This window comes from Streptomyces sp. NPDC104581 (assembly GCF_055583685.1).
On record NZ_JBVJNN010000006.1, the window covers coordinates 99,478 to 125,346 of the forward strand.

The 25,869-nt window shown below is 72.9% G+C and carries 24 protein-coding genes; 16 read left to right on the forward strand and 8 right to left on the reverse strand.

The genetic code is table 11. From position 1 onward, the window contains the following. Nucleotides 1-121 precede the first annotated feature (121 nt). Nucleotides 122-1,126, reverse strand: a complete 1,005-nt coding sequence (locus ACZ61E_RS07615) for an NAD-dependent epimerase/dehydratase family protein (protein ID WP_469698442.1) — start codon at nucleotides 1,124-1,126, stop codon at nucleotides 122-124. Between the two features lie 119 nt (nucleotides 1,127-1,245). Between ACZ61E_RS07615 and ACZ61E_RS07620 the strand changes: the two genes are divergently transcribed. Both ACZ61E_RS07620 and ACZ61E_RS07625 read left to right on the forward strand, forming a co-directional pair. Continuing rightward, the gene (locus ACZ61E_RS07620) at nucleotides 1,246-1,962 is read left to right on the forward strand and encodes a hypothetical protein (protein WP_469698444.1); all 717 of its coding nucleotides are present in this window, start codon (nucleotides 1,246-1,248) and stop codon (nucleotides 1,960-1,962) included. Nucleotides 1,963-2,017: 55 nt separating this feature from the next. Further along, the gene (locus ACZ61E_RS07625) at nucleotides 2,018-3,586 is read left to right on the forward strand and encodes a PepSY-associated TM helix domain-containing protein (protein ID WP_469698445.1); all 1,569 of its coding nucleotides are present in this window, start codon (nucleotides 2,018-2,020) and stop codon (nucleotides 3,584-3,586) included. A 92-nt stretch (nucleotides 3,587-3,678) separates the two neighbouring features. Here ACZ61E_RS07625 and ACZ61E_RS07630 read toward each other — a convergent pair whose 3' ends face one another. Continuing rightward, nucleotides 3,679-4,278 (reverse strand): winged helix-turn-helix domain-containing protein, encoded by a 600-nt coding sequence (locus ACZ61E_RS07630; protein ID WP_469698446.1) that lies wholly within the window; start codon nucleotides 4,276-4,278, stop codon nucleotides 3,679-3,681. A 483-nt stretch (nucleotides 4,279-4,761) separates the two neighbouring features. Beyond that, nucleotides 4,762-4,938: a hypothetical protein gene (locus ACZ61E_RS07635; protein WP_469698632.1), complete on the reverse strand. Its 177-nt coding sequence runs from the start codon at nucleotides 4,936-4,938 to the stop codon at nucleotides 4,762-4,764. 183 nt (nucleotides 4,939-5,121) lie between these two features. Between ACZ61E_RS07635 and ACZ61E_RS07640 the strand changes: the two genes are divergently transcribed. The 3 genes from ACZ61E_RS07640 (at nucleotide 5,122) to ACZ61E_RS07650 (ending at nucleotide 7,964) form a co-directional block, all read left to right on the forward strand. Continuing rightward, nucleotides 5,122-6,081 (forward strand): Gfo/Idh/MocA family protein, encoded by a 960-nt coding sequence (locus ACZ61E_RS07640; protein ID WP_469698448.1) that lies wholly within the window; start codon nucleotides 5,122-5,124, stop codon nucleotides 6,079-6,081. Nucleotides 6,082-6,317: 236 nt separating this feature from the next. Continuing rightward, nucleotides 6,318-6,605, forward strand: a complete 288-nt coding sequence (locus ACZ61E_RS07645; protein ID WP_469698450.1) for a hypothetical protein — start codon at nucleotides 6,318-6,320, stop codon at nucleotides 6,603-6,605. Between the two features lie 435 nt (nucleotides 6,606-7,040). Continuing rightward, entirely contained in the window at nucleotides 7,041-7,964 is a 924-nt protein-coding gene (locus ACZ61E_RS07650) for an AEC family transporter (RefSeq protein WP_469698452.1), read from the forward strand. On the opposite strand, the gene ACZ61E_RS07655 is transcribed toward ACZ61E_RS07650, so the two are convergent. Next, the gene (locus tag ACZ61E_RS07655; RefSeq protein WP_469698454.1) at nucleotides 7,945-8,499 is read right to left on the reverse strand and encodes a GNAT family N-acetyltransferase; all 555 of its coding nucleotides are present in this window, start codon (nucleotides 8,497-8,499) and stop codon (nucleotides 7,945-7,947) included. The two genes, ACZ61E_RS07650 and ACZ61E_RS07655, sit on opposite strands and share 20 nt — an antisense overlap. Before the next feature lie 172 nt (nucleotides 8,500-8,671). Here ACZ61E_RS07655 and ACZ61E_RS07660 point away from each other — a divergent pair, with 172 nt between their 5' ends. From ACZ61E_RS07660 to ACZ61E_RS07670, 3 genes are all read left to right on the forward strand, one after another. Beyond that, nucleotides 8,672-9,484 carry a hypothetical protein gene (locus tag ACZ61E_RS07660; protein ID WP_469698456.1) on the forward strand — a complete coding sequence of 271 codons (813 nt, stop codon included), beginning with the start codon at nucleotides 8,672-8,674 and terminating at the stop codon, nucleotides 9,482-9,484. Nucleotides 9,485-9,774: 290 nt separating this feature from the next. Beyond that, on the forward strand, nucleotides 9,775-9,903 hold the full coding sequence (locus ACZ61E_RS07665; RefSeq protein WP_469698457.1) for a hypothetical protein: 129 nt from the start codon (nucleotides 9,775-9,777) through the stop codon (nucleotides 9,901-9,903). Then, nucleotides 9,900-12,716: a glycosyl hydrolase family 95 catalytic domain-containing protein gene (locus ACZ61E_RS07670; protein WP_469698459.1), complete on the forward strand. Its 2,817-nt coding sequence runs from the start codon at nucleotides 9,900-9,902 to the stop codon at nucleotides 12,714-12,716. The genes ACZ61E_RS07665 and ACZ61E_RS07670 overlap by 4 nt, the downstream gene beginning before the upstream one ends. Here the strand turns inward: ACZ61E_RS07670 and ACZ61E_RS07675 are convergent. Beyond that, nucleotides 12,706-14,010, reverse strand: a complete 1,305-nt coding sequence (locus ACZ61E_RS07675; RefSeq protein WP_469698461.1) for a hypothetical protein — start codon at nucleotides 14,008-14,010, stop codon at nucleotides 12,706-12,708. The two genes, ACZ61E_RS07670 and ACZ61E_RS07675, sit on opposite strands and share 11 nt — an antisense overlap. 132 nt (nucleotides 14,011-14,142) lie before the next feature. Between ACZ61E_RS07675 and ACZ61E_RS07680 the strand changes: the two genes are divergently transcribed. The 5 genes from ACZ61E_RS07680 (at nucleotide 14,143) to ACZ61E_RS07700 (ending at nucleotide 19,117) form a co-directional block, all read left to right on the forward strand. Further along, on the forward strand, nucleotides 14,143-14,916 hold the full coding sequence (locus ACZ61E_RS07680) for a helix-turn-helix transcriptional regulator (protein WP_469698463.1): 774 nt from the start codon (nucleotides 14,143-14,145) through the stop codon (nucleotides 14,914-14,916). A 193-nt stretch (nucleotides 14,917-15,109) separates the two neighbouring features. Next, the gene (locus ACZ61E_RS07685) at nucleotides 15,110-16,144 is read left to right on the forward strand and encodes an iron-siderophore ABC transporter substrate-binding protein (protein WP_469698464.1); all 1,035 of its coding nucleotides are present in this window, start codon (nucleotides 15,110-15,112) and stop codon (nucleotides 16,142-16,144) included. Between the two features lie 137 nt (nucleotides 16,145-16,281). Then, nucleotides 16,282-17,217, forward strand: coding sequence for a FecCD family ABC transporter permease (locus tag ACZ61E_RS07690; protein ID WP_469698622.1), 936 nt, complete (start codon nucleotides 16,282-16,284; stop codon nucleotides 17,215-17,217). Further along, on the forward strand, nucleotides 17,214-18,290 hold the full coding sequence (locus ACZ61E_RS07695) for a FecCD family ABC transporter permease (RefSeq protein ID WP_469698466.1): 1,077 nt from the start codon (nucleotides 17,214-17,216) through the stop codon (nucleotides 18,288-18,290). The genes ACZ61E_RS07690 and ACZ61E_RS07695 overlap by 4 nt, the downstream gene beginning before the upstream one ends. Further along, nucleotides 18,287-19,117: an ABC transporter ATP-binding protein gene (locus ACZ61E_RS07700; RefSeq protein ID WP_469698468.1), complete on the forward strand. Its 831-nt coding sequence runs from the start codon at nucleotides 18,287-18,289 to the stop codon at nucleotides 19,115-19,117. The genes ACZ61E_RS07695 and ACZ61E_RS07700 overlap by 4 nt, the downstream gene beginning before the upstream one ends. 10 nt (nucleotides 19,118-19,127) lie before the next feature. On the opposite strand, the gene ACZ61E_RS07705 is transcribed toward ACZ61E_RS07700, so the two are convergent. The 3 genes from ACZ61E_RS07705 to ACZ61E_RS07715 form a co-directional block, all read right to left on the reverse strand. Next, nucleotides 19,128-20,054 carry a universal stress protein gene (locus ACZ61E_RS07705; protein WP_469698470.1) on the reverse strand — a complete coding sequence of 309 codons (927 nt, stop codon included), beginning with the start codon at nucleotides 20,052-20,054 and terminating at the stop codon, nucleotides 19,128-19,130. 12 nt (nucleotides 20,055-20,066) lie between these two features. Next, nucleotides 20,067-20,942, reverse strand: coding sequence for a universal stress protein (locus ACZ61E_RS07710; RefSeq protein ID WP_469698624.1), 876 nt, complete (start codon nucleotides 20,940-20,942; stop codon nucleotides 20,067-20,069). Between the two features lie 131 nt (nucleotides 20,943-21,073). Beyond that, nucleotides 21,074-22,057: an Acg family FMN-binding oxidoreductase gene (locus tag ACZ61E_RS07715; RefSeq protein WP_469698472.1), complete on the reverse strand. Its 984-nt coding sequence runs from the start codon at nucleotides 22,055-22,057 to the stop codon at nucleotides 21,074-21,076. A 229-nt stretch (nucleotides 22,058-22,286) separates the two neighbouring features. Between ACZ61E_RS07715 and ACZ61E_RS07720 the strand changes: the two genes are divergently transcribed. The 3 genes from ACZ61E_RS07720 to ACZ61E_RS07730 all read left to right on the forward strand — a co-directional run bounded on the left by ACZ61E_RS07720 (nucleotide 22,287) and on the right by ACZ61E_RS07730 (nucleotide 25,856). Further along, nucleotides 22,287-23,159, forward strand: coding sequence for a universal stress protein (locus ACZ61E_RS07720; protein ID WP_469698473.1), 873 nt, complete (start codon nucleotides 22,287-22,289; stop codon nucleotides 23,157-23,159). 63 nt (nucleotides 23,160-23,222) lie between these two features. Further along, nucleotides 23,223-23,963 (forward strand): helix-turn-helix domain-containing protein, encoded by a 741-nt coding sequence (locus ACZ61E_RS07725; protein ID WP_469698475.1) that lies wholly within the window; start codon nucleotides 23,223-23,225, stop codon nucleotides 23,961-23,963. Nucleotides 23,964-24,128: 165 nt separating this feature from the next. Beyond that, nucleotides 24,129-25,856 (forward strand): sensor histidine kinase, encoded by a 1,728-nt coding sequence (locus tag ACZ61E_RS07730; protein WP_469698476.1) that lies wholly within the window; start codon nucleotides 24,129-24,131, stop codon nucleotides 25,854-25,856. Nucleotides 25,857-25,869 lie beyond the last annotated feature (13 nt).

Here is a 25,869-nt window from a genome sequence, read left to right on the forward strand (position 1 = left end):
GCCCGTGCCCCGTCGGCCCCCGGCCCTCGCCCGGCCCGCGGGCACGGGCATCAGTCTGCCGGGCGGGATACGTACGGCGGGAGCTGGTTCGGCCCCCGATCGATGGTGTAGCCAGCACCACTCACCGGCCCAGCAGAGCCGCCTCCACCTCCGGCGCGAGCCCGAGCACCGGGCGGTCCGGACGCTGCGGTGCCGTGCCGCCGACCGACCGGAGCCAGGCCCAGGTGTCGAGGACGGTCTCCCGGGCCGGCCGGCACCGCAGTCCCGCCGCCAGCGCCTTGGAGACATCGCCGCGGTGCATCATGTCGTGCGCCTCACCGCGCGGCAGCCAGACCGGCAGGTCCGTCCACGGCTCGACCCCGGCGGCGAGGATCGTGTCCGGATCCGTCCAGCGCAGCTCGGCGTCCGACCCCGTCGCCTCGACACACGCCTCCAGCAGCCCGCCCATCGTGGTGTGACCGGGCGGGCTCACCAGGTTGTACGCGCCCCCGAGACCGCGCGCCGCGGCGTCGAGCGTCCACTCGGCCAGGTCCCGCACGTCGATGTACTGCAACGGGTTGTCACGCGGTCCGGGCGCCAGCACCGGTCCGCCGCGCGCGATCCGCCCCAGCCACCACGGCAGCCGCCCCACGTTCTCCCAGGGGCCGAGGATCAGCCCCGCGCGCACCAGGAGCGCACGGTCGCCGAAGGCCGCCTCGGCGGCCAGCTCGCCGCCCCGCTTGTCCCGCGCGTAGTCACGCTGACCGGCGCCTGCGTCGGCGCCCTCCACCAGCGGGCCGTCCTCCGTGAGCCCGGCCGGGGTCGGGTACGCGTAGACGGAACGGCTGGACACGTACGCGTAGCGCCCCACCCGGCCGGCCAGCAGCCGGGCCGTGTCGAGCACCGCCGACGGGGCGCCCGACCAGGTGTCGACGACCACGTCCCACTCGGGAGCCGCGCCGCCCGCCGTGCCGGTCAGGGCCGCGAGGCCGTCCGGGGCGGTGCGGTCTCCGCGCAGGACACCGACGCCCGCCGGCGGCTCGTGGTGCCCTCGGTGGAAGACGGTCACCGGCCAGCCGCGGGCGAGCGCGGCCCCGGCCACGGCTCGTCCCACGAATTCCGTACCACCCAGTATCAGAAGTCTCATGGGGGAACCCTGCCACGGGGCTGTCCGATTACCGGATCCCTTCTGCTGCGGGCATAGCAGGTCAACGGCGTTAGCACCATCTGCCGCACGCGTCACGGGGATGGCAGCATGAGCGCACCATGACAGATGCCCGGTCGCCGATGCGCGCCTTGCGGGCCGCGATCCTCGCGGCGGTGTGCGTGACACTGGCGGCGGTGGGGCATTCGTCCGTATCTGCCGGGTCCGGTCACGAGATTCCGCTCGGTGTGCTCACGGCGGCCTTCGCCGTGCTCACCTGTCTGTCGTGGCTCGCGGGCGGCCGGCGCCGGGGCATCGGATTCATCGCACCCGCCGTGCTCACCGCACAGGGCGCGCTGCACATGACGTTCTCCGCCGCGGGAACGCACGGCCCGATGCCGGCGCGTGCCCACGGCCACCCCACGGCGGGCATGGGCGCCGGTACGGGCATGGGCCCCGGTGCGGAGATGGGGCGGAGCGCGGGGCGGGGCGGACTGGCCGACGTCCTGGCCGCCGCGGGCGACACCTCGGCAGGCATGCTCGCCGCCCACCTGCTCGCGGGCGCGGGCTGCGCACTGTGGCTGGCCCGCGGCGAGGCCGCGTTCTTCCGGCTCGCCGGCACCGTCGCCGCCTTCGCCTTCACCCCGCTGGGGCTGCTGCTCGCCGCGCCCCGGCCGCTCGCCGTACCGCCGCCCGTACGGCCCCGGCTCCGCACCCGCGCGCCGCACCGGCGGCGCGGCACCGTCCTGGCCCACGCGGTGTCCCGGCGCGGACCACCCGCGCTCCGAGCGCTCCCGATCCGAACGACGGCCTCCGGGGCCGCCTCCGCCATGGTCTGACCTGGGCGGGACCCGGGGGTCGATTCCCCGTGTCACGCCAACTCCTAGGACAGTCATGGCCATTGACGACCCCGTACAGGGCGCCGGCTCCCCGCGCGCCGCCACCGAGAAGCCGAACGACAAGAGAGCGGGCACCCGGAAGCCGAACGGCGGGACGCCGAACGGCAAGAACGCGAACGGCAGGACGCCGAACGGCAAGAAGGCGAACGACGGGAAGGCCGCCGCACCCGCGACCACCTGGGGCGCCGTGCGCCCGCTCGTCCTGCGGCTGCACTTCTACGCCGGCCTGCTCATCGCCCCGCTCCTGCTGATCGCCGCCGTCAGCGGCCTGCTCTACTCGCTCTCCTACCAGGCGGAGAAGATCGTCTACCGGCAGGAGCTGCGCTCCCCGGACAGCGACCGGACGGCCATGCTCTCCCAGCAGGTCGAGGCGGCGCGCGCCGCGCACCCCGACGGCAAGGTCACCGCCGTCTGGCCCTCCTCCGAGGCCGAGGAGTCCACCCGCGTCCTGATGACGATGCCCGACAGCGGGGAGAGCAAGTCGCTGGCCGTGTTCGTCGACCCGCACACCGCCCAGATACGCGGCGAGCTGGACAGCTACGGCAGTTCGGGGGCCCTCCCGCTGCGTACCTGGCTCTCCGAACTCCACCGCCATCTGCACCTCGGCGAGCCGGGCCGTATCTACAGCGAGACGGCGGCCAGTTGGCTGTGGGTCGTGGCGCTCGGCGGGCTGCTGCTCTGGATCGGCCGCCGGAGAACCTCGAAGCGGGCCCTGCTGCGGCCCGAACGCGGCGCCACCGGACGCCGCAGGACGCTCAGCAGGCACGGCGCGCTCGGAATGTGGGCCGCGGCGGGATTCCTGGCGCTCTCCGCGACCGGCCTGACCTGGTCGACGTACGCGGGCGAGAACATCGGCGCGGTCCAGGACCAGCTCGGCGGAGCCACCCCCGTCGTCTCCGCCGAACTGGACAGCGGCGACGGCGCGGCTGGGGGTGCCGACGGGCACGAGGGCCACGAGGGGCACGGCGGCGACAGCGGGACCGGCGGTGACCACGAGGGCATGGACATCGGCTTCGACAACGCCCTGACCGCCGCGCGCCAGGCCGGACTCGACGGCCCGGTGACCGTGAAGCCGCCCGCCGAGGGCACCGCTTACGTCGTCGCCCAGCGCGACAACCAGTTCCCGCTGCGGCTGGACTCCGTCTCGGTCGACCCCGGCACCGGACTGATCATCGACGAACTGCGCTTCGCCGACTACCCGTTGCTCGCACAGCTCACCCGTATCGGCATCGACGCCCACATGGGCCTCACGTTCGGCGTCGTCAACCAGCTGCTCCTCGCCGCACTCGCCCTCTCGCTGATCCTCATCATCGTCTGGGGCTATCGCATGTGGTGGCAGCGCAGGCCCACCCAGGACCGCACGCTGGGTGTGGGCAAGCCGATGGCACGCGGGGCGTGGCGGAAGGTCCCGCTCTCCGTGCTGCTGCCGCTGATCGCGGCGGCCGCCCTGGCCGGCTGGTTCGTTCCGCTGCTCGGCATCACGCTGGTGGCGTTCCTGGTCCTGGACGTGGCCCTCGGCGCGGTGGCACGGGCGCGGGCCGCGCGGGCCGGTTCGGCGGTCTAGCCCGCGGCGCACACGTGTGCGGCCCCCGCCGGTCCGCCCGGCGGGGGCCGCACACCCGCCGGGGGCGCCGGGGGCCCGGTGCCCACGTGCTCCTACGGCGCGTACTTGTAGCCGACGCGGCGGATCGTACGGATCGTGTGGCGGTGCTCGACACCCAGCTTCCGGCGCAGCCTCGCCACGTGCACATCCACGGTCCGGCCGTCGCCCACGTGTCCGTAACCCCAGACGGTGGTCACCAACTGGTCGCGGGTGTGCACCCGGTGGGGGTGCGCCACGAGATGGGCGAGCAGCTCGAATTCGAGGTACGTCAGATCCAGCGGCCGGCCGTCCACCTCGACGGTCCGCTCGGCGGGGTCGATCCGCACCGGCCCCCCGCCCGTGCCGGGAGCCGGTGCGGGCCCCGGCACGGGCGAGGTGGTGGCCACCGGGTGCTGATCGGCCGGTACGAGCACGAGATAGCCGATCATCGGCGGCCGGCCGGGCAGCGTCGGCAGGGTGTGCGCCGGAGCGGGCAGCCAGGTGGAGCCGGGCGGCAGGAAGTCCACGAGCCGGTCGGCCGCACCTGCCGTGACGGCCGCGCCGGGTGGCACGACCTCGTCACGGTCGACGGCTCGGAGCCGGTGACGGCCCGAGGCGGGGGATACCGCGGCGGTGGCCGCGGTGACGGTGGAGAAAGGGCGGGAGTTCGCCATGAGGGGTCAGCTCTTTCGCGCGAAGGATGTCGTCGAGTCGACAGGACGGGACGTACGTCATCCGCGACGGCCGAAGGCCCGGGAAGAGGCTTTAGAGGGCCGGCGCGTTCCTCGCGCGGCAACACACCCGGTCGAAGTCGTGATGCTGCCGGGACGGCCAGAACGGCTCAAGGTCGATGCGACCCGACGCGTCGTGCTGAAGGCTGGCCATGACCTCATTGAAGCAGAAACGCGGGCGCGGCAGGAGTGCTCTCTCACCGGTCGGTACGCACGGCGGTGTCCTCCGGCCGTTCCATGGCCCGTTCACGGGGCTGACGTCGGAGGATGTCCGTCAGCCGAGCCGCTTGCGCCAGTCCGGGTCCGGCACGTCGATCGCGGACCCCGGCCAACCGTCCCCACTCCACCGGCAGACCCGCGCCCGTCAGGGCCGCCGTGACCTCCCTGCCGACAGCGGCCGTCGTCTCCCGCGAGCCGTCGAACCCTCTAGTAGAGCGACAGCCCGCCCCCGAGAGCGCGCAGGGCCTCGCCCGCCGGCCCCGCAGGCGCGTTGTCCCAGCCGTCCGGGACGATCACCAGCCGGTCGGGGGCGTACTCCAGCGCGTCGAGAACGCGCGCACGGAGCGGGCGGCGGCGGGCAGTGCGCCCGTCGGCTCCGCGCATGCCGAAGCCGGCCGGGGCACGGGGGCGCGATCAGCGAAATGATTGCTTCGGAGGCAAGTCCCGGAAGTCGCCCCGGAGGCCCGCGGCCGGCCCTCGAAACGCAGCACCGGGGGTCCCGTACGGCGCCACCCGATTCCCGGGCCGCTCTGGGCCGGGGCGGGCGCGGGCGGCACACTGATCCGTATGAGCCAGCTACGCATCGCACTCCTCGGTACCGGCCCCTGGGCCGAGCGCACGCACGCCCCCGCCATCGCGGCGCATCCGGACGTCGTGTTCAGCGGCGTCTGGGGGCGGCGCCCCGAGGCCGCCGCCGCGCTCGCCGCCGCCCACGACACCAAGGCGTACGCCGGCGGTATCGGGATCGACGGCGACGGTGGTGCGGGCGTCTCGGGCGGTGCGGGCGGGCTGGAGGGGCTCGACGCGCTGCTCGCCGTGAGCGACGCCGTCGCCTTCGCCCTGCCGCCCGACGTCCAGGCCCCGCTCGCCGCCCGCGCGGCGGCGGCCGGCTGCCACCTCCTCATGGACAAGCCCGTCGCGACCACCGTGCCCGGCGCGCGCGCCGTCGCGGACGCCGCCGAACGCGCCGGTGTCGCCTCACTCGTCTTCTGCACACTCCGCTTCGCGCCCGGGAGCGCGGAGTGGGTCGAGGAACAGGCCGCGGTGGGCGGCTGGTTCACCGCACGCGCCCACTGGCTCGGCGCGCTGTACGGCGCGGGCGTCAAGAGCCCCTACGCCGAATCGCCCTGGCGCCGCGAGAAGGGCGGCCTGTGGGACGTGGGCCCGCACGCGCTCTCCGCGCTGCTGCCGATCCTGGGCGACGTGACGGGCGTGACGGCGGTACGGGCCGAGCCGGACCTCACGCATCTGGTGCTCACGCACACGTCGGGTGTCACGAGTTCGGCGGTGCTGAGCCTGAGCGCCCCGGAGAAGGGCGCGGGCGCCGGGCTCGAACTGCGGGGCGAGCACGGGACGGCGGTACTTCCCGAGGGCTGGGGCGACCCGGCGGACATCTTCGGTTCGGCGATCGACGCGCTGCTCACGGCGGCGCGCACGGGCCGGCCGCACGCCTGCGACGTGCGGTTCGGCCTGCGCCTGACGGAGATCCTCGCGGAGGCGCAGGAGCAGATCGGCCGGGTGGACTGATGTCCGCGGACGGGGAGTCCGGGGAGCCGGTCGCCGGAGGCCGCCGGGACAGCTGATCCGCTCCCGCGCCTTCGGTCCGTCCTCCTCGGCCATGCCCCCGCCATGCCCCGCCATGCCTCCCGGCGACCGCTGTCGAAGCCCCCTCAAACACCGTCTGGCCAGGGGCGATTGTCAGTGGGGGGCGGTAGAATCGTAAGTGTTCGTGAGGGTTCCACCACCGTGCCGGGAGGTCGCCGATGGCCGTTGCCACAATCACGACGAAGCTCTTCGACATCACACAGCCAGCAGCCAGGACCGTGCAGCGCAAGCCACTGCCCGCGGGACAGCCCCGTGAGTGGTACGAGAGCCACAACCGCCGCCTCAAGGCCATGCGCCTCGCCATCGCCCTGCTCGACTCGGGCGTGTACCACCCGGCGAACGCGTCCAACCGGAAGATACGTGCGACGGCGTCGCTGATGGGGATACATCCCCCGTCCGACACGACGTGCCGCATGGTGCGTGCCCTGATCCGCTACGGGCGCTGAGGGGGCCGACCGCGCCCAGGTCGTGTCTTCGGAGTCCCGCCTGGCCCGCGGCGCCTGGCGCGGCGCCTCGCCGCGTGGTCGGAGTCGGCCGGGTACGCCCGGTACGAGACCGGTCCTCCGTCTCGCGACGCACCGCGCCGGCCGCCGCGGGCCCCGGCCCTGCGGGTGAACGGCGCCACGTCGAAGACACGACCCAGGGACGGGGGCCGTGAGACGGCGAGGGTCCGGTGAGGGGCCGGTGGAGACACCGTTCCGCACCGGGCCCTCGTGTGTCCGGAGGGCCGGCCCGCGGGGGCCGGGTGCCCGGCCGGCAGCGGCGTCCGGCATGCTGAGGCCGGTGATCTCCTCCGAAGCCGGGCACATACACATACGCGTCCAGGTGCGCCGGTCGCCGGCGACGGAGCCGTCGCGACCGCCGACCCGTGCGCGGACACGATGAACGCCGTCCTCTTCGGCTTTCTGCCCATCTGGGTGATCACCGGCCTCGGCTGGCTGGCCGCGCGCCACGACATCCTCGGCAGCCGGGCCCAAGACGTCCTCGGACGCTTCGCCTTCACCTTCGCCATGCCTGCGCTGCTGTTCCTGGCGATGGCCGGGTCCGATGTGACCGCCCTGCTGAACGTCGGCGTACTCGTCTTCGCCATCAGCCTGACCGTCGTGTTCACCGCCGGACTGCTGGTCAGCCGCTGGGTGTTCCGGCGCGGCCGGGCCGAACAGGGCATCGGCGCGATGGCGGCCGGTTACGTCAACTCCGCCAACCTCGGTATCCCGGTGGCCGTACACGTCCTGGGCGACACCTCCTTCGTCATCACCGTCGCCCTCTTCCAGATGCTTTTCGTCGCGCCGGTGGTGCTCGTCCTCCTCGATATGGACGCCCGGCACGAGACCGGCGGACGCGCCGCCCGGATGCTCCAACTGCCCTTCCGCAACCCGATCATCGCGGCCTCGCTCGCCGGGGTGGCCGTGTCGGCACTCGGCCCGCCCCTGCCCGCGGAGGCGACGGCGCCGCTCGAACTGCTCGGCGACGCCGCCGTCCCGGCCGCCCTCTTCGCCCTCGGCATGTCCCTCAACACCCGGGTGCGCGCGGACTCCTCCGCACGCGCCGAACGGGCCCTGCTGGTCGCCCTCAAGATCGTGGTCCAGCCGCTGCTCGCCTACGCCGTCGGCCACTGGGTCTTCGGGCTCGACGGCCACACCCTGTTCGCCGTCGTGGTCTGCGCGGGACTGCCGACGGCTCAGAACGCCTTCATCTTCGCGTCCGAGTACCGGCTCAACACCGACCTCGCCAGGGACACCGTCATCCTCTCCACGCTCTGCTCGATGCTGTCCCTGTCAGCGATCACCTGGCTCCTCGTCTGACCCACCGCACCTCGCCGTCGTGCCACTCGTCGGTGGGCTCCAGACCCGCCGCGCGGGCGACGGCCTCCGACGCCGCGTGGCCGGGGTGGACATGGGCGGCGACGTCGGGCACCGAGCGCCGTCCCAGCCAGCCGACCAGCCCGCGCGCCGCCTCGCTCGCTATGCCCCGGCCCTGGAAGGCGGTCCCCACCACCCAGGCGATCTCCGCGACGAGCCCGGGCCCGGCCGGGCTGATCGTCGCCTGGACCGTTCCCGTCAAGGGCCCCTGCCCCTCCCCGCCCTCCGTGAGCCGGACGACCCAGTTGCACCAGGACTCGGCCGGATCGGCGGGCCCGGCCGCCATGCGCGCGTAGCGCGACCGCAACTCGTCCTCGGTCGCGGGCGCACCCCCGATGAAGGTGTGCAGCGCCGGGTCGGCCAGCACCTCCGCCATCTCCCGCGCGTGCTCCACCCGCTGCGGCACCAGCACCAGCCGCTCCGTCCGGATGACGTCCGCCTCGACGCGGCCCGTCGCCGCCCACCCCAGGTTCTCCATGTGACTCATGGTGACATCGCCCACCGACAACCGGCCGCCACGCGGTTCGGCCGGTGCGCGGATCGTCCGCCGCGCGGCTCGTCCGGTGGGTGGTCGGCGCAGGCGCGCGGGTGTGATGTCCGCCCGGTCGCCGGGGAACGGGGTTGTCAGTGCCGGGTGCCAGAATTCCCCCATGTCTCTCGCCGATCTCACCTTCGACCGCTGGCGCGCCCTGGAGCGGGACGCCGCACGCCGGCTCGCGCTCGATGCCGCGCGACGGGTGGACGGGCGGCTGGTGGAGTTCGTCGCCGTGTCCCACCTCGGTGGTCTCCTGCACCGCGCCGTGATCGAGCGCGGCGGGCAGCGGTTCGCGCTGATACCCGGCGGTGAGGTGACGGTCGGCTTCGACCTGGAGAGCTGGCGGCCCCTGCCGGAGCAGCTCGACTCCTACCGGACGGAGAGCCTCGCCGGTGGATTCGGCTTCGACGACGACCTGACGGACCATCTCGCCCGGTTCCTGACGCCGGGGCGTACGGCCGCGGTGCCGACCGTGCTGATGGCGGTGGAGCCGTGGGAGCTGCCCGACGAGGCCGGTTCCGTCACGGACTTCCTCGTGGAGCGGAGGCTGCGGCTGCCCGCTCCGGACGAGTGGGAGCACGCCTGCGGGGCGGGCGCGCCGACGCTGTTCCGCTGGGGCGCCGCCTGTCCGCTGGACCGGGCGCCGTACGGGGACCACGACGACGTGGGCGGCCTCCGGCTCCGGCCGAACGCGTTCGGTCTGCGAATAGCCCGCGACGTCTACGAGTCGGAGGCGACGTCCGACCCGGGGTCCGTCTACGGCGGGGACGGCGGGGAGGCGGTCTGCGGTGGTTACGGCGCCTTCGTCGGTTGGCTGCCCCTGGCGACGGCCAACCGCAACCCCGGCATGGCCGAATTCCTCAACGGTCCCGAGGGTGAGGGCATGGGTGACGAGTTCGGTGTCCGCCCCGTCCTCGACCTCGGCTGAGCGCGCCGCACCCCCGGTCCCACACGGAGATCGGATCAATCCCGGTGGCCGATTCCCTTCCCCGCACGCCCTGTTGAGCGCTCTCTTCTCGGAAGGAGAGGCCAAGGGGGACATTTTGTCATGAAGGAAAACTAATCTTCGGATAGTTCGACGCCGACCCTTGACCCCCCTATACCTCCGATGTTCACTACGCCTGACGACGCCGCTGCCTCGTCGAAGATCGGCTTCGGACCAGCCGTGGACCACCCGTCACCGCTTCGCTCAGCCGCGCCCACGGGCGCCCCCGAGAGATGACCGATCTCTTCGTGGTCTTCACCGGAGGCTCCGGCGCCATTCTCGACCTCGACAGCTACACCTTCACCGGGCCCGGCATCAGCCGCCCCGCAACCGTCAACGGCCGTGGGAGTGATGCACAGTGACCACCACGAGATCCCTGAGAACGGGCCTGTCCGCCGGGAGGGCGAACGCGTTCGCCGGCGGGAGCGCCCGGACCGGCGGGAGTACCCGGACCGCGCGCCTCCTCGGGGTGCTCCTCGTCCTCGTCTGCGCCGTGAGCGGCCTGTCCGGCGTGTCACCGGCCGCGGCCTCGCCCACCGACGCCGCCTTCAACTCCTCCACCGGCGCCCTGAACGTGGACTACGCCAAGTACCTGTCCAAGCACGACCTCGTCTACAACCGGCCGACCACCGAGCCCCAGCACGGCCTGACCGTGGGCAACGGCCGCACCGGCGCGATGGCCTGGCAGAACAACGGTCTCAACATGCAGGTGTCCGGCGTGGACACCTCCCAGCAGACCGCCTTCGGCGCCGGGCTGATCAACCTGTCCACCACCCCGGCCATGGACAGCGGCTATTCCTCCTTCCAGCAGCGCCTGTCCCTCTACGACGGCACCCTCACCACCAAGTACGACGACAACCGCACCGTCACGGTGATGGGGCAGCCCGACTCCGAGGTCATGGGCATCCATGTGGAGGACACCCGCCCGGGGGTCTCCGCGATCACGCTGGACCTGAGCCTGTGGGACGTCGCCAACCTCGGCAACAGCGGTGACGTGCCGGACATCGACACCTGGCGGACCGTGTCCACGTACGCGGACTCCACCGGCGCCGGGCTCAGCCGCGGTCAGTCCGACCCGCAGAACTTCGGCTACACCCTCGGCGCGACCGTGGAGGGCGCCTCCTACACGGCGCGGGTCGTCGACGGCCGCAAGGTGCGGCTGTCGATCACACCGGACTCCAGCTACACCATCTGGTTCACCGCGAGCAGTCGGCTCAACGCGCCCGGCCACAACTCGGTCGCCGAGGCCAAGCGCGCGCTGGCGGCCGTCAAGGCCACCGGATACGCGAGCACCAACACCGCCTATCTCAACTGGTGGCACGCGTTCTGGCAGAAGTCGTTCGTCCAGTACTCCAACGGGTCCCGTGAAGCGGACTACATGGAGAACATCTACTACCTCTCCACCTACATGATCGCGGCGGCCGGATACGGGAACTATCCCGCCCACTTCATCAACGGCGTCTTCCGGGCCACCGGGGACGCCACGAAATGGAGCAACGCGTACTGGTACTGGAACCAGCGGGACATCTACAACTCGTTCCTCGCCTCCGACCACACCGATCTCATCGCCGGGTTCAACAGGCTCTACAGCCGCAATTTCGACGCCCTGAAGGCGTACACCCGCACCCGGTACAACGTGGACGGCATCTGGGTCCCGGAGACCATGGGCTGGGACGGGAACGCGCGCGGCACGGTCAACAGCGATTTCACGAACAACATCTGGTCGACCGGCACCGAGGCCGCGTACAACATGTACCTCCAGTACGCGTACACGAACGACACCGCCTACCTGCGGAACACGGCCTATCCGTTCATGCGCGAGGTCGCCAGGTTCTACCAGGCGAAGCTGTCGTTCAACAGCTCGACCGGCAAGTACTACGTGGCCAGCTCCCATTCGCACGAGACGTACTGGAACGTTCCCAACGCGATCACGGACCTGGCCGCCGTACGCACCCTTTTCCCGCTCGCCATCAAGGCGAGCGCCCAGCTCGGCCTGGACGCCTCCCTGCGTCCGCAGTGGCAGAACATCCTGGACAACCTGATCGCGTATCCGTCCGATACGAGCGCCAACACCTATCTGCCCCACACACCCCCGATCGCGCAGACGCGCAACAACGAGAACGTCGCGGCCGAGATCATCTGGCCCTACGACCTCACCGGCATCGGATATCCCGACCAGCAGAAGGCGGTCAACACCTGGAACGCCAGGCCGTTCCCGTACGGAAACGTATGGGCCAACGACGCGATCCAGGCCGCCAGGCTCGGACTCGGGAATCAGACGCTCCAGGGCATGAAGACGATGCTCCAGAAGTACCAGAACCATCCGAACGGAATGACCAGCAACACCAACGGCGTCTTCGAGTACCTCGGTGTGCATCTGGCGGCGACCAACGAATCGCTGCTCCAGTCGTACAACGACAAGATCCGGGTCTTCCCCGCCGTCCCCACCGACTCCACCTTCGTCGGCAAATTCACTCTGCTGGCCAAGGGCGGATTCCTGGTCAGCTCGGAGAGGGAGGCCGGTGAGGTCAAATACGTCGGGATCAGGAGCCGGTTCGGCAACGCCGCCCGCGTCGTCAACCCGTGGGGGACACAGGAGGTCAGGGTCCGCAGGACCTCCGACAACGCCGTCGTGACGACGTCCGCCGGCGCCGAGATCACCTTCAACACCGGGGCGAACGAGGTGTACGTGGTCGAGCGGACCGCCAAGCCGCTCGGCTCCTACACCCCGACACAGCTCACCGGCAGCGCGAACCAGGGCATGAAGTCCCTGGCCGGCACCAGCTCCACGCTGGGGTCGAACGCGACCGCCGACCCGATGGTGAACAACACGGCGCTCACCTACGACAGCAACTGGCACCTCACCAACAGCCGCGGCTACGGCGACTTCAACGACGACACGCACCACAGCACCACCGTGGACGCGGTCGCGTCGTACACGTTCACCGGTACCGGGATCCAGTACCTGTCCGAACGCAACGGCGACATGGGGACGGTCGACGTGTACCTGGACAACGTCCTCCAGGCGACCGTGAATCTCAGAGCCGACGGCGCGAGACAGGTCCAGCAGGTCGTCTGGCAGAAACAGGGACTCACCCGCGGTTCGCACACGATCAGGATCGTCAACCGCAGTACCTCGGTGGGGATGGTGGACGCGCTGCGGATCACCCCGTGAGCCCGGTCTCCTGAGCGCGGAGGACGGGACGCCGACGTGGCAGCCGGCGCAGCAGCGCCGGAAGCCACGGTGCGGCGCCGGCGAGCAGCAGGAGCGACAGGAGGGGCAGGCGCCACCAGGGCGAGAGGTGTGCCGGGGGCGGGGCCGGGGGCTCCGCCACCCACGGCCGGGCCGTCTTCGACCAGGCCACGAACGCGTCACCGATCGGGATCAGCCCGAAGGCGTAACGCTTCGTCCACGGGGTGCGGACCGGAAAGCCGAGCAACTCGCCGTAGTTGGCGATCCCTTCGGCGAGCGGGGTGTCGCCCTGGACCTGGGCCGCGCCGAGCGTGACGACCGTCGCGGACAGGCTCACGCCGAGGGGGAGCGGCCCGGAGTCGACGTCGGCCGGGCCTTCCATGCCCCGGGGGTACTCCCTCGTCGTCGGCCCGAGGCCGAGCGGGGTGACGACGAACCGGTCGCGGAAGCGCACGTACTGCTCGCGGGCGAAATTCGGGTCGATGTCGGGAAGGAAACGCTGGATGATGCTCTGAGAGGTGCCTCTGGCGACTTCCAGGGGGTCGCCGGTGCCGGGGTCGACGCGGTGCGGCAGCAGTCCCGTACGGGGGTCGAGACGCTGTCGCACCCCGTCGGTCCACCGCTCCACGGTGCCGGTGAACCGGGCGGGGCGCAGCGTGTCGTGCAGCCGCAGCGAGGCCATCGCCACGGTCGAGTCCACCGGCCACGCCTGCCCCGGATAGGCCGCCAGATACGGCGACGGGGAGTCGTCGAAGGCCGCGCCGAGAGCGGCGGAGTCGTCCGCGAACCGCCGTACCCGCGCGGCGTCGCGCTCGTCGTCCGGTCGCAGCATCAGGGTGCCGCCGCGCAGCCAGTTGGTCCAGCCGCGGTAGAAGACCCCGTACGACGGGACCAGTTCCGCGCTGAACGCGGCCCGCCCGTCAGCCGAGTCCAGCCGCCCCAGGGCCCACCGTGACTCCCGCACCGCCTCGGCCCTCGCCGCACCGGCCGGCTCGCGCATCCCCAGCTCGACCCAGCTCAGTCCGTACAGCGCGTGCAGGAAGAAGTACCCCTCCGGGAACTGCTGCTGCGCCTCGGCTCCGGCTCCGTCGTCCAACGCCGCGCGTATGAAGGCGAGCTGGGCGCGGACGCCGCCGGGCTCGCCCTCCGTGCCCCCGGTGGCGGGCGCGACGAGCCGCACCGTGCCGAGCAGCGCACACACACTGACCAGTACGGCGACCACGGCGCGCGCCCGTCGCGGCACATGACGGGCGGGACCTGACGGCTGCTTCGGCATCCGCCGATCCTAGAGCCGTCCCGCCGAGGCCCCCGCCGGCCCGCGACGGCGGGCGGGGGAGGGACCGCCGTAGGGTGGCGGTATGCGATCTCCCGGCCGGTCCACCGGCTCATGTGCGGGCGGGGCCCGCGCATGACCACGGTGACCAGATCGCTGCCGGCGCTCGCGCCGGGCGGGACGGACCCGGCGTTCGTCATCGCGGGTTACGACGAGGTCGTCGTCCACGACACCGTCTGGGACGAGCACTCCCACCCCTTCCACGAGCTGCTGTGGAACGAACGCGGGGCGTCGTCGGCGGTGGTGGGTACGCGGGTGTGGACCGTCACCCCGACGCTCGGGCTGTGGATGCCCGCGGGCACGCTGCACTCCGGTTCGGCGGTCGCGGGCACCTGGTTCCGCGCGAGTTTCTTCGGCTTCCGCACCACGTCCTCGATCTCGCCCGCACCGGTGGCCGTCGAGATCACGCCGCTGCTGCGGCTGTTGCTGGAGCGGCTCGGGGACCCTGGGCTCTCCGCCGCTTCGCGAGCGGCGACCGAGGCGCTGGTGTTCGACGTGCTCGCGCCGTCGCCCCGCGAGTTGCTCGTACACGTGCCCACCTCCGCCCTGCTGCGGCCGGTCGCCGACGCGGTGCGTGAGAATCCGGGGGACTCCCGGACGCTGACGGAGTGGGCGTCCGCGCTCGGTGTGAGCCCGCGCACGGTCACCCGCGCGTTCAACACCGAGACGGGCACGAGTTTCGCGCGCTGGGTCGCGGCGGTGCGCGCGCAGCACGCGGTCGCGCTGCTCGCCCGCGGCTGGGACGTCGAGACCGTCGCGGAGCAGGTGGGCTACCGGTCGGCGAGCGCGTTCGGCGCGGCCTTCCGGCGTACGACGGGGCTCACTCCGGGGACCTTCCGACTGCGCTGAGCGGCGCCTTCATGTCCCGATCGCTACAGCCCCTGTCTCAAAGGGTTGATTGCGACACGGCGCCGCTCTCTCATAAGGTGCGAAGGTAAGCCTTACCTAACCAGATGTTCGGCGTGCCGTCCCATGACGTGCCCCGCCGCCCGGCCGTGCGAGGACCCGCACGCCTGATCTCCCGAAAGCTGAGTACGGACCCATGCCTTCACGCCGTCTTCGCCCGCTCATCGTGGCAGCCGCCCTGTCGAGTCTCGTCGCCTGCGGCGGCGGCCCGGCCGACACCGGGGGCGAGGGTGAGAAGGGCGGTTCGAGCGGGTTCCCCCTGACGGTCGAGCACGCCCTGGGTAAGACCACCATCCCGGCCAAGCCCGAGCGGGTCGCCACGGTCAACTGGGCCAACGACGAGGTGCCGCTGGCGCTCGGCGTCGTGCCGGTCGGCATGGCCGCGGCGAACTTCGGCGACGACAACGACGACGGTGTCCTGCCCTGGACCGCCGAACGGCTCGACGAACTCGACGCGGACACACCGGTGCTCTTCGACGAGACCGACGGAATCGACTTCGAGGCCGTGGCCGACACGGAGCCCGATGTCATCCTGGCCGCCTACTCCGGGCTCACCCGGCAGGACTACGACACGCTCAGCGAGATCGCGCCCGTGGTGGCGTACCCGGAGGCGGCGTGGGCGACCCCCTGGCGCGAGATCATCCGGACGAACAGCGAGGCCATCGGGCTCGCCGACGAGGGCGAGAAGCTGATCAAGGACCTGGAGGGCGACATCGCCACCACGGTCGCCAAGTACCCCCAGCTCAAGGGCAAGTCGGCGATGTTCATGACGCACGTCGACCCGAACGACGTGAGCGAGATCGGCTTCTACACGGCGCACGACACCCGGACCCAGTTCTTCGAGGACCTCGGCCTGGAGATCCCCGGCAGCATCGCGAAGGCGTCCGAGGGCACGAAGAAGTTCGCCCTGACGCAGAGCGCCGAACAGATCGACGTCTTCGACGACGTCGACATCATCACGGGGTACGGCGACGAGTCGGGCGAACTGCTCGCCTCGTTCCGCCAGGACCCGCTGCTGTCGAAGATCCCCGCGATCAACCGGGGTTCGGCCTACCTCCTGCCGGGCGACGCACCGCTGGCGACGGCCGCGAACCCGACACCGCTGTCGATCTCCTGGGTGCTGGACGACTACGTCGCCGCGCTCGCCGAGGCCGCGGACAAGACGAAGTGACACCACCCCCGGACGGTCCCGGCCCGCTGCCGCCGGGGCCGGCCGGCCCCCCGGCTCCTCACGCGGCACCGCCGCGACAGCGCGTCGGGTCGCGGGTGTTGTGGTCGCTGCTGGCCGTCCTGGTGCTGGCGGGCGTCATGGTCGCGTCGCTCGCCTTCGGGTCGCGCGACGTCGCCTGGGAGGATGTCTGGGCCGCGCTCGCAGGCGCGGACGGGACGCTGGAACAGGCCGCCGCCACGAAACGGGTGCCGCGTACGGTGCTCGCGGTCGTCGTCGGCGGGGCGCTCGGGCTGGCCGGGGCCGTGATGCAGGGCGTGACCCGTAACCCGCTGGCCGACCCCGGCATCCTCGGGGTCAACATGGGCGCCTCGCTCGCCGTCGTCAGCGCCGTCGCCTTCTTCGGGCTGACCTCGCCGACCGGGTACATCTGGGTCGCGACCGCGGGCGCGGCGCTCTCGGCCGGATTCGTCTACGCCGTCGGGACGCTCGGACGGGGCGGTGCCACACCGCTCAAGCTCGCGCTCGCCGGCGCCGCCACCTCCGCGGCGTTCGCCTCGCTCGTCAGCGCCGTCGTCCTGCCCCGAAACGACATCGCGGGAAGCTTCCGGCTCTGGCAGATCGGCGGCGTCGGGGGTGCGTCCTTCGAGCGGATCGGGCACATCCTGCCGTTCCTTCTCGCCGGGTTCGCGCTCTGCCTGCTGTCGGCGCGTGCCCTGAACTCGCTGGCCCTGGGCGACGAACTCGCCGCCGGGCTCGGCGAACGCGTCGCCGTCGCACGCGCCGTGGCGGCGCTCGGCGCCGTACTCCTGTGCGGCGCCGCCACCGCGGTCGCCGGCCCGATCGCCTTCGTCGGCCTCGTCGTACCGCACGCCTGCCGTCTGCTGGTCGGTGTCGACCACCGCTGGCTGCTGCCGTTCTCCGTACTGCTCGGCGCGGCGCTGCTCACCGTCGCCGACGTGGTCGGACGGGTCGTGGCACGCCCCGCCGAGATCGACGTGGGCATCGTGACGGCGCTGATCGGCGCCCCGTTCTTCATCTACATCGTCCGCCGTCAGAAGGTGCGTGCCCTGTGAGCGCCGAGATCCTCACCCGGCCGGCGTCCGTCGAGCCCCCCGGCAGCGCCGCCGTCGACGCCGTCGCCCGCGGGCGGCTGCGCCGCGCGTCCCGGCGCCGCGTCGTCGTCACCGTGCTCGCCGTCCTGGTCGTCGCCGTGTTCGCCCTGACCCTGATGGCCGGCCGGACCAACTACCCGCCGGGCGACGTGATCCGGGTGATCCTCGGCGAACAGGTGCCCGGCGCCTCCTTCACGGTCGGCCGGCTCCGGCTGCCACGCGCCGTCCTCGCCGTCGTGGCGGGATTCAGCTTCGGTCTGGCCGGCATCACCTTCCAGACGATGCTCCGCAACCCGCTCGCCAGCCCCGACATCATCGGCATCAGCTCCGGCGCGAGCGCCGCCGCGGCGATCGCGATCGTGACGCTGTCCCTCGGCGGGACCCAGGTGTCGGTCCTCGCCATCGTCGCGGCCCTCGCGGTGGCGATCCTGGTCTACGGCCTGGCGTTCCGGGGAGGTGTCGTCGGCGCCCGGCTCATCCTGATCGGCATCGGGATCTCCGCGATGCTGGAGAGCACCACCTCGTACGTCCTGTCGCAGGCCGCCGAGTGGGACCTCCAGGAGGCGATGCGCTGGCTGACCGGCAGCCTCAACGGCGCGACCTGGGACCAGACCGTCCCCGCCCTCGTCGCCCTCGCCGTACTGACACCCGTGCTGCTGGCCAGGTCACGCGACCTCTCGGCGATGCGGCTCGGCGACGACACCGCGGCGGCTCTCGGCGTACGGGTCGAACGCACCCGCGTCACCGTGATCGTCGCCGCCGTCGGGCTCATCGCCTTCGCCACGGCGGCGGCCGGGCCCATCGCGTTCGTGGCGTTCCTCTCCGGGCCCATCGCGGCCCGCGTCGTGGGCGCGGGCACCTCCCTGCTGGTGCCCGCCGGGCTGGTCGGCGCCCTGCTGGTGCTCGTCGCCGACTTCTGCGGCCAGTACGCCTTCGGTGCCCGCTACCCGGTCGGCGTCGTCACCGGCGTACTCGGCGCCCCCTACCTCGTCCACCTGATCATCCGCACCAACCGGGCGGGAGGCTCGACATGACCACGACCCACACACTCGCCGCCGAACACCTCACCCTCGGTTACGGCGACCGCACCGTCATCGAATCCCTCGACCTGGCCGTGCCGCCCGGCGCGATCACGGTGATCGTCGGCGCCAACGCCTGCGGGAAGTCGACGCTGCTGCGCTCGATGTCCCGTCTGCTCGCACCACGCGAAGGCCGGGTCGTACTGGACGGCAAGGAGGTGCACCGGCTGCCCGCCAAGCAACTGGCCCGTACGCTCGGCCTGTTGCCGCAGTCTCCGGTCGCGCCCGAGGGCATCACCGTGGCGGATCTCGTCGGCCGCGGCCGGCACCCGCACCAGAGCGCCTTCTCCCGCTGGAAGAAGGAGGACGACGAGGCGGTGGCGTCCGCCCTGGCGGCGACGCGGACCGCCTCCCTCGCGGACAGGGCGGTCGACGAACTCTCCGGCGGCCAGCGCCAGCGCGTCTGGATCGCGATGGCGCTCGCTCAGCGGACCGATCTGCTGCTCCTGGACGAGCCCACCACCTTCCTCGACGCGAGCCACCAGATCGAGGTCCTCGATCTGCTGACCGACCTGAACGAGGCACGCGGCACCACCATCGTGATGGTGCTGCACGACCTCAACCTCGCGGCCAGGTACGCCGATCACCTCATCGCGCTCGCCGGGGGCCGGCTCCACGCCTTCGGCGCCCCGGCCGACGTACTGACCAGGGACACCGTGCGCACGGTGTTCGGCCTCGACAGCCGCATCATCGAGGACCCCGTCTCGGGGAGACCGCTGATGCTGCCGATCGGCCGCCATCACACCGGTGCGACGGCCGCCCGGTCGGCGCCGGCACCGTAGACCCCGAGTCCTACGCCCGCGGGACGACGGCCACCGGGGCGGAACAGCGGTGCAGGACCGTGTGGTTCACGTGCCCGACACGGGCACCCCGCCGGTGACGGCGCGCCCCGAGGCCGAGCACCACCAGTGCCGCCCCGTCACCGGCGTCCGTCAGCTCCCGGGCGGGCCCGCCGATCACGGAGTGCTCCCGGACGGCGACGTCCGGATAGCGCTCGAACCACGGCGCCAGAGTGTGCTGGAGCGACTCCTCGTCCCGGGCGGGGGGACGGTGCCGACGGTGGATCACTTCGAGCCGTGCCGAGCGGAGTGACGCCGCTTCGAAGGCAAAGGCGAGCGCCTCCTCGCCCGGCCGGCCGAGATCGACGCCGACGACCACCGGGCCCGAGGTCACCGGGTCGGCGGCCGTCTCGGGACCGGTCACCGGGCCCGCCGCCGCCCCCGGGCCGGTCACCGGGTCCCCGGCCGTCCCCGGGCCGGGGTACCCGCCGCCCGGCGCCTTCCCACCCGGCTCCGGCGCCCCACGGCCGGAACCGACGAGCACGACGGGCCGCTCGGCGGCCGACACGGTGGCCGACGCCACCGACCCCCCGAGGAACCCGGTGCGTCCGCCCAGGCCTCCGACGCCGATGGCCAGCAGCAGGCTCTCCGATGCCGCCCGGCGCAGCATCTCCGGGGGAGGCCCCGTCAACCGCTCCGTCGTGATGTCGAGACGCGGGTAACGGCACTGGATCTCCGCCGCCGTCTCCACCGGGACCCGGCGGGACCACTGCTCGGCCGTCTCGTTCGAGCCGAGCGACGCCCGCGCGTACGGCTGCCACTCCCAGGCGCTGACGAGCCGCAGGGGCGCGTCCCTGAGCGACGCCTCGTGCGCGCCCCAGTACGCCGCGCCGAGGCTCCCCGCCGTGTTGTTCATACCGACGACCACCGGACGTGTCATACCGCACCTGCCTCACTCGCGCTCGGGCACGATCGCGACCGGACAGGGCGCGTAGTGCAGCACCGCGTGACCCACCTGCCCGAGCTGGAGACCGAAGGCCCCGTGCCGCCGCCGGGCGCCGACGACCAGCAGATCCGCGGGGGCCGCCGTCTCCAGCAGCGTCTGGTGCGCCGCGCCCCGCACGACCTTCCGGCGGACGGTCACCCCGGCGAGGTCGTCGCCCACGGCGGACAGGGCGGTGTCCACGTACTCGTCCGCCCGCAGCCGACGCTCCGTCGATCGACCGCTGCGGGCCGACGAGCGGCGTACGACCGGACGACGCGGATCCTGCCAGGCGCGCACGGCCACGAGTTCACACCCCCGCGACCGGGCCTCGCGGTACGCGAAGCGCGCCGTCGCCCCGCTCGCGGCGCCGTCCCCGACTCCGAGGACGACCCGCCCGGGGCCGGTCCGCCCCCCGGATTCGCCGCCCCTGACCACGACGACCGGGCAGCGGGCCCGCGCGGCGACGGACAGACCCACCGATCCCAGCAGCATGCCGCCGACCGGGCCGTGTCCCCGGGAGCCCAGCACCAGCAGCGCGGCGTCGTCCGCCTCCTCCAGGAGCGCCGTCACGGGCTCCTCGGGCCGGATGTCGGTGGACACCTTCACCTCGGCGGAGAGACCGCGCGCCCGCTCCTCCGACAGGGCGACGAGGCTCTCCGCGTACACCTGCTCGGACGGGATGTCCGCGCCGGGCCCGGACCGTACGCCCTCGAAGTGCTCCCAGACCGACGCGTGCACGATCCTCAGCGGCAGGCCGCGGCGCGCCGCCTCGGGAACCGCCCAGTCCAGCGCGCGCAGGCTGCCCTCCGACCCGTCGACTCCCGCGACCACCGGAAGCTCCATCACTCCCACGACCTCTCCTCCTGTGCGCCGGTGGTGCTTTCGTACCGCCCAGCACCTCGAAAGCGACGGGCCCGCGAACCGGTCAGCCGCCGAACCGGTCAGCCGTCGAGCCGGTCGGACGCCGGTACCGGTCAGCCGTCGAACGTGAGCACCTCGTGGACCGACCGGCGTGGTGTCCGGGGCCCCCGCGGGCCGTAACCCAGCCGCAGCACCATCTGGACGTGCCCCCTGCCCGAGACCGGATCGCGCAGCAGCCACCGCAGGTCGGACCATTCGAGGGCCTGGGTGGCGAAGGAACTCCGCAGCCCGTGTCGGGTGGCGACGAGAAGCAGCCGTTCCAGTGCCTGACCCGCCCGCAGCCAGTCGGCCGGCTCGTCCGCCGCCGTGCTCAGCAGGGCCAGTTGGGGCCGTTCCTCGAAGTCGGCCATGGGCCGGCCCCGCACCGTGCCGAGCCCGGCGAAGTCGCGGGCGGGCGCGGTCCCGCCGCGTTTGCGCGGGCCGAACGCGTACTCCGGCACCCCGTCGCCGACGGCATCCGCCCCGGAGTTCCTCGTCCACTCCGCCCGCTCCGCGTCCCGCCCGGGATCCATGCGGCTGTAGCCCTCGGCGTCCGCGATCAGGTCCAGCACGGACTTCAGGTGCGGCCCGGAGAGGAAAGTCAGCTCCGCGCCCTCAAGGCCGGCGGCGCCCCCGAGCGTGTCCCGCAGGGCCGGCGGAATCTCCCGCTCGGCGAACGGGAACCGGCTCGTGTGCCGTTCACGGATCGCCGGATACAGCTCGGCCAAAGCGTCCGCGGTCGTGGGTGGGCCGATCCGTACGGTCGCCAGCCACTCGGGAGCCGCCGGATCGGGGAGCAGCGTCGTCTCGCAGCGCCGGCCGAGACGGGCGAGCGCCACCCGCAGATTGAGGAGCGCGGCCCCGCACCCCACGTGCAGTCCCCGCCCGTCCCGGTCCTCGTGCGGCATGGCGCGGGAGAGGTCCGCGAACATCGTGAGGGTGCCGGTCGCCGGGGCGTACCGGAACAGCCACGGCTGTGCGTTGTGCATCGACGGCGCGGCGATGGCGTCGGACACGAGCCCCGTCACCGTCAGCTCGTCGATCGTCTGTACGGACACGGCGCCTCCCGGGGACTCGTCGTAACTCCAGCGTGGCGGTACGACGGGTTCCCCGGCAGGGGCCGACCGTCCCCCTTACCGAGGCCGGGCCGGTCCCTCGCGGCCGGCGGACCCGGGGCCTGTCGTCGCCCGGCAGGGCCGAGTGGCACCTGCCGCGCCGTGGCCACCGGAGTCACGCTGGACGGTGTGGGCCCGGTCCCCGGCGGCCCGTACCCGGAAGGGGGACGTCATGAACCGTGCCGTGACCGTCGGCCTCGACGGCACGCCCGAATCCCTCACCGCCGCCCGCTGGGCGGCGCGGGAGGCGGAGCTGCGCGGGGTGACCCTGCGGATGATGCACGCGTGGGTGCTGCTCGCCGAGGAGTGGGGCCGGCCGCCCACCGCCGAGGACGACCCGAACTACTGGCCGAAGTGGATCGTCGAACAGGCACGCCGAAGCGTCGAGCCGCTCCACCCCGGTCTGCCCCTCGTCGAGGACCTGGTCGCGGAGGATCCGGTGGACGCGCTGCTGGCCGCGGCGGAGGAGTCGGAGCTGCTGGTGCTCGGCTCGCGGGACATGGCACCTCTGGCGAGCTACTTCCTCGGCGACATCGGACTGCACCTGATGGTGCGGGCGCGCGCCCCGACCGTGTTCGTGCGGGAGCGTGACGACTCCGTACCGGCCACCGGTGAGGACGACGTGGCGGTGGCCCTCGGGCTGCACGGTCCGTGCGACGAACTGCTGGAGTTCGCGTTCTCCACCGCGGCCCGGCGGGGTGCCACCCTGCGCGCCGTGCACGGCCGGAATCTGCCCGCCTCCGCCTACACACGGGGCGGCGTCGTCGCCGACCCGTATCTGCCCCGCGTCGTCATCAGGGGCGCCCGACGGGAACTGGCCGACGCCCTGCGTCCCTGGCGCGAGAAGTACCCCGATGTGCCGGTGGTCGACAGCGTGCGGGCGGAGAGTCCGGCGAGGGCCCTCGTACGGGGAGCGGCGGGCGCCGGCCTGCTGGTCGTGGGCCGCCGCGAGAGCCACCCGAGGACTGCGGTCCGGGTGGGCAACGTCCTCGGCGCGGCGGTGCACCACGCGCCGTGCCCGGTCGCGATCGTCCCGCACGGCTGACACCGGAGGCGAACGCCGAACCGGAGAGCCGCACCGGAAGCGAACACGGAGGAGGCGACCACGATGACCGGCACCGAGCCGGACCAGGGGTTCCGGCCCGACGCGCCCGTACCGCACCGGTCCGATCTCGGCCGGCGGGTGACGGCCAGGCGCCAGGAGCTGGGGCTGACCCGTGAGGACGTCGCGGTGCGGGCGGGCTCGGCGCCCGGCTACATCCAGTACCTGGAGGAGTGGGCGGCGGCGCCCGGGACCGGCTTCCTGCTGCGCCTGGCCGACGCGCTGGAGACCACCGTCACGGAGCTGGTCGGCGGGACGGCCGATCTTCCGCCGGGCCTGGGGGCGGCGGGGAACGAGCCGGAGCTGACCGCTCTGGACGCCCGCGAGTGCCGGCGGCTCCTGTCCACCCACGGGGTGGGCAGAGTGGCCGTGACGCGGCACGGCGCGCCCGCCGTGTACCCCGTGAACTACACGGTCGACGACGAGGTGGTGGCTTTCAGGACCTCACCGGAAGCGGCGCCCGCCGTGGCCCGTGACCAGGCGGTCGCGTTCGAGGTGGACCACATCGACGAGGCGTTCAGCCAGGGCTGGAGCGTCCTCGTCGTGGGTGACGGCCACGCCGTCACCGATCCGGAGCGCGTACTGCGGCTGGAGGAACGGGCCCACACGATGCCCTGGGCCGGCGGCGACCGCGGCCTGTGGATCGCGGTCACCCCGGCCGAGATCACCGGGCGCCGGATCCGGCAGCGGCACCACCGGCGCCCGGTGACGAATCCGCCTCCGGCGGGGAGCCGCCCACGCGCCTGAGTCCCCGCCGGGGACGGGCCCGCCCTCCGCCTGCCGGGGCGGCGTCCCACCGCGCTCGCCGCCCGGCCGGGGCGGCGTCCCGGGATGCGCCGACGGAGGCAGTCGCTACCGTGGAACTGCGGCCTCGTGGAGGCCCGACGGCAGGACTGCCCCGACGGAGGACTCGTGGGCGACGACGGCGGCGACACGGGCGGGTACGGCGACGACGTACGGGGGCCGGAGGACGTCCTGCCCGCCGAGCTGCGGGCGCAGCTCGGCGCCGTGCAGCACGGAAAGCCCGAGACGGTGCAGAGTCTGCTCCAGGCCGTGCTCTCCGTCGGCCGGGAGCTGGACCTCCCGCAGGTGCTGCGGCGCATCGTGGAGGCCGCGGTGGTGCTGGTGGACGCCGAGTACGGAGCGCTGGGGGTCGTCGGGGAGGACACGAGCCTGTCGCAGTTCGTGACGGTCGGCGTCGACGCGGACCGGGCCGCCGCCATCGGACACCTTCCCCGCGGCCACGGCATCCTGGGTGAACTCATCCGCCACCCCAGGACGTTGCGCCTGTCGGACCTGACGACTCATCCGGCGTCCTACGGCTTTCCGCCGAACCATCCCCCCATGCACTCGTTCCTCGGTGTGCCGATCAGGGTCCGCGACAACGTGTTCGGCAACCTCTACCTGACCGAGAAGCGCGGCGGCGGGGACTTCGACGACGACGACGAGACCGTCCTGTCCACGCTCGCCGTGGCCGCCGGGGTGGCGATCGAGAACGCCCGGCTCTACGAGACCGCGCGCGACAGACAGAGCTGGCTGCGGGCCAACGCGGCGGTCGTCGCCGACCTGCTGTCCGGCGCGGACGAGACACAGGTGCTGCGGCTGATCGTCGACCGGGCGCGCCACATCCTCTCCGCCGACCTCGGGGTGCTGGCCCTCCCCGACAGGGACGGTACGTCGCTGCGCGTCGCCCTGGCCGCCGGGGTCGACGCCGACGCCCACCGGGGTCTGCTGCTGCCCCGCCGGGGCTCGTTCGTCGGTGCCGCCCTGCACGCCGGGAAGCCGCTCATCAGCGCCGATGTGGAGCACGATCCCAGGATCACCGCGGGACCGGCGCGCTGGGGCGGTCTGGGACCGGCCGTCGCGGTGCCGATGATCGCCAGCGAGGAGGTCCGGGGGGTCCTGCTGCTGGCCAGGCTCCGGTCGGGCGCGCTGTTCACCCCGACCGAGACGGCACCCCTCCAGACCTTCGCCGCGCAGGCGGCGCTGGCCATGGAACTCGCCGAGCGCCGGCACGCCTCCGAGCAGATGACCGTGCTGGAGGACCGGGACCGAATCGCCCGGGACCTGCACGATCTGGCGATCCAGCGGCTCTTCGCCACGGGGATGACCCTCCAGAGCGTCGTCCGGTTCGTCGAGCACCCCGGCGCGCAGGAGCGGCTGCTGCGGGCCGTGGACGACCTCGACGAGACCATCAAGATCATTCGCTCGACGATCTTCGGACTCCGGGTCCGTGAGGCGGGGCGTTCCCACCGGGGGCTGCGGGGGCGCGTCACCGACACGGTCCAGCGGGCGGTGCGCCCGCTCGGCTTCACGCCGTCCCTGCGCATGGAGGGCCTGCTCGACACGGATGTTCCTCCGGAGGCGGCCGAGCATGTCGTCGCCGTACTGGCGGAGGCGCTCAGCAACGTCGCGCGGCACGCGCGGGCCACCTCGGCCTCGGTGTCGCTGGTGGTCCGCGGTGGTGTCCTGACGCTGACGGTCTCGGACGACGGAGTGGGCATCGGGGCGGAGGGCCGCAGGAGCGGGCTGACGAACCTCGCGAAGCGGGCGCACGGGCTGAACGGCACCATGACGCTCGACGCGCCGGACGAGGGGGGCACCCGGCTCGTGTGGACGGTGCCCGTCGTCCCCCGGTGACCCCGCCCCCCCC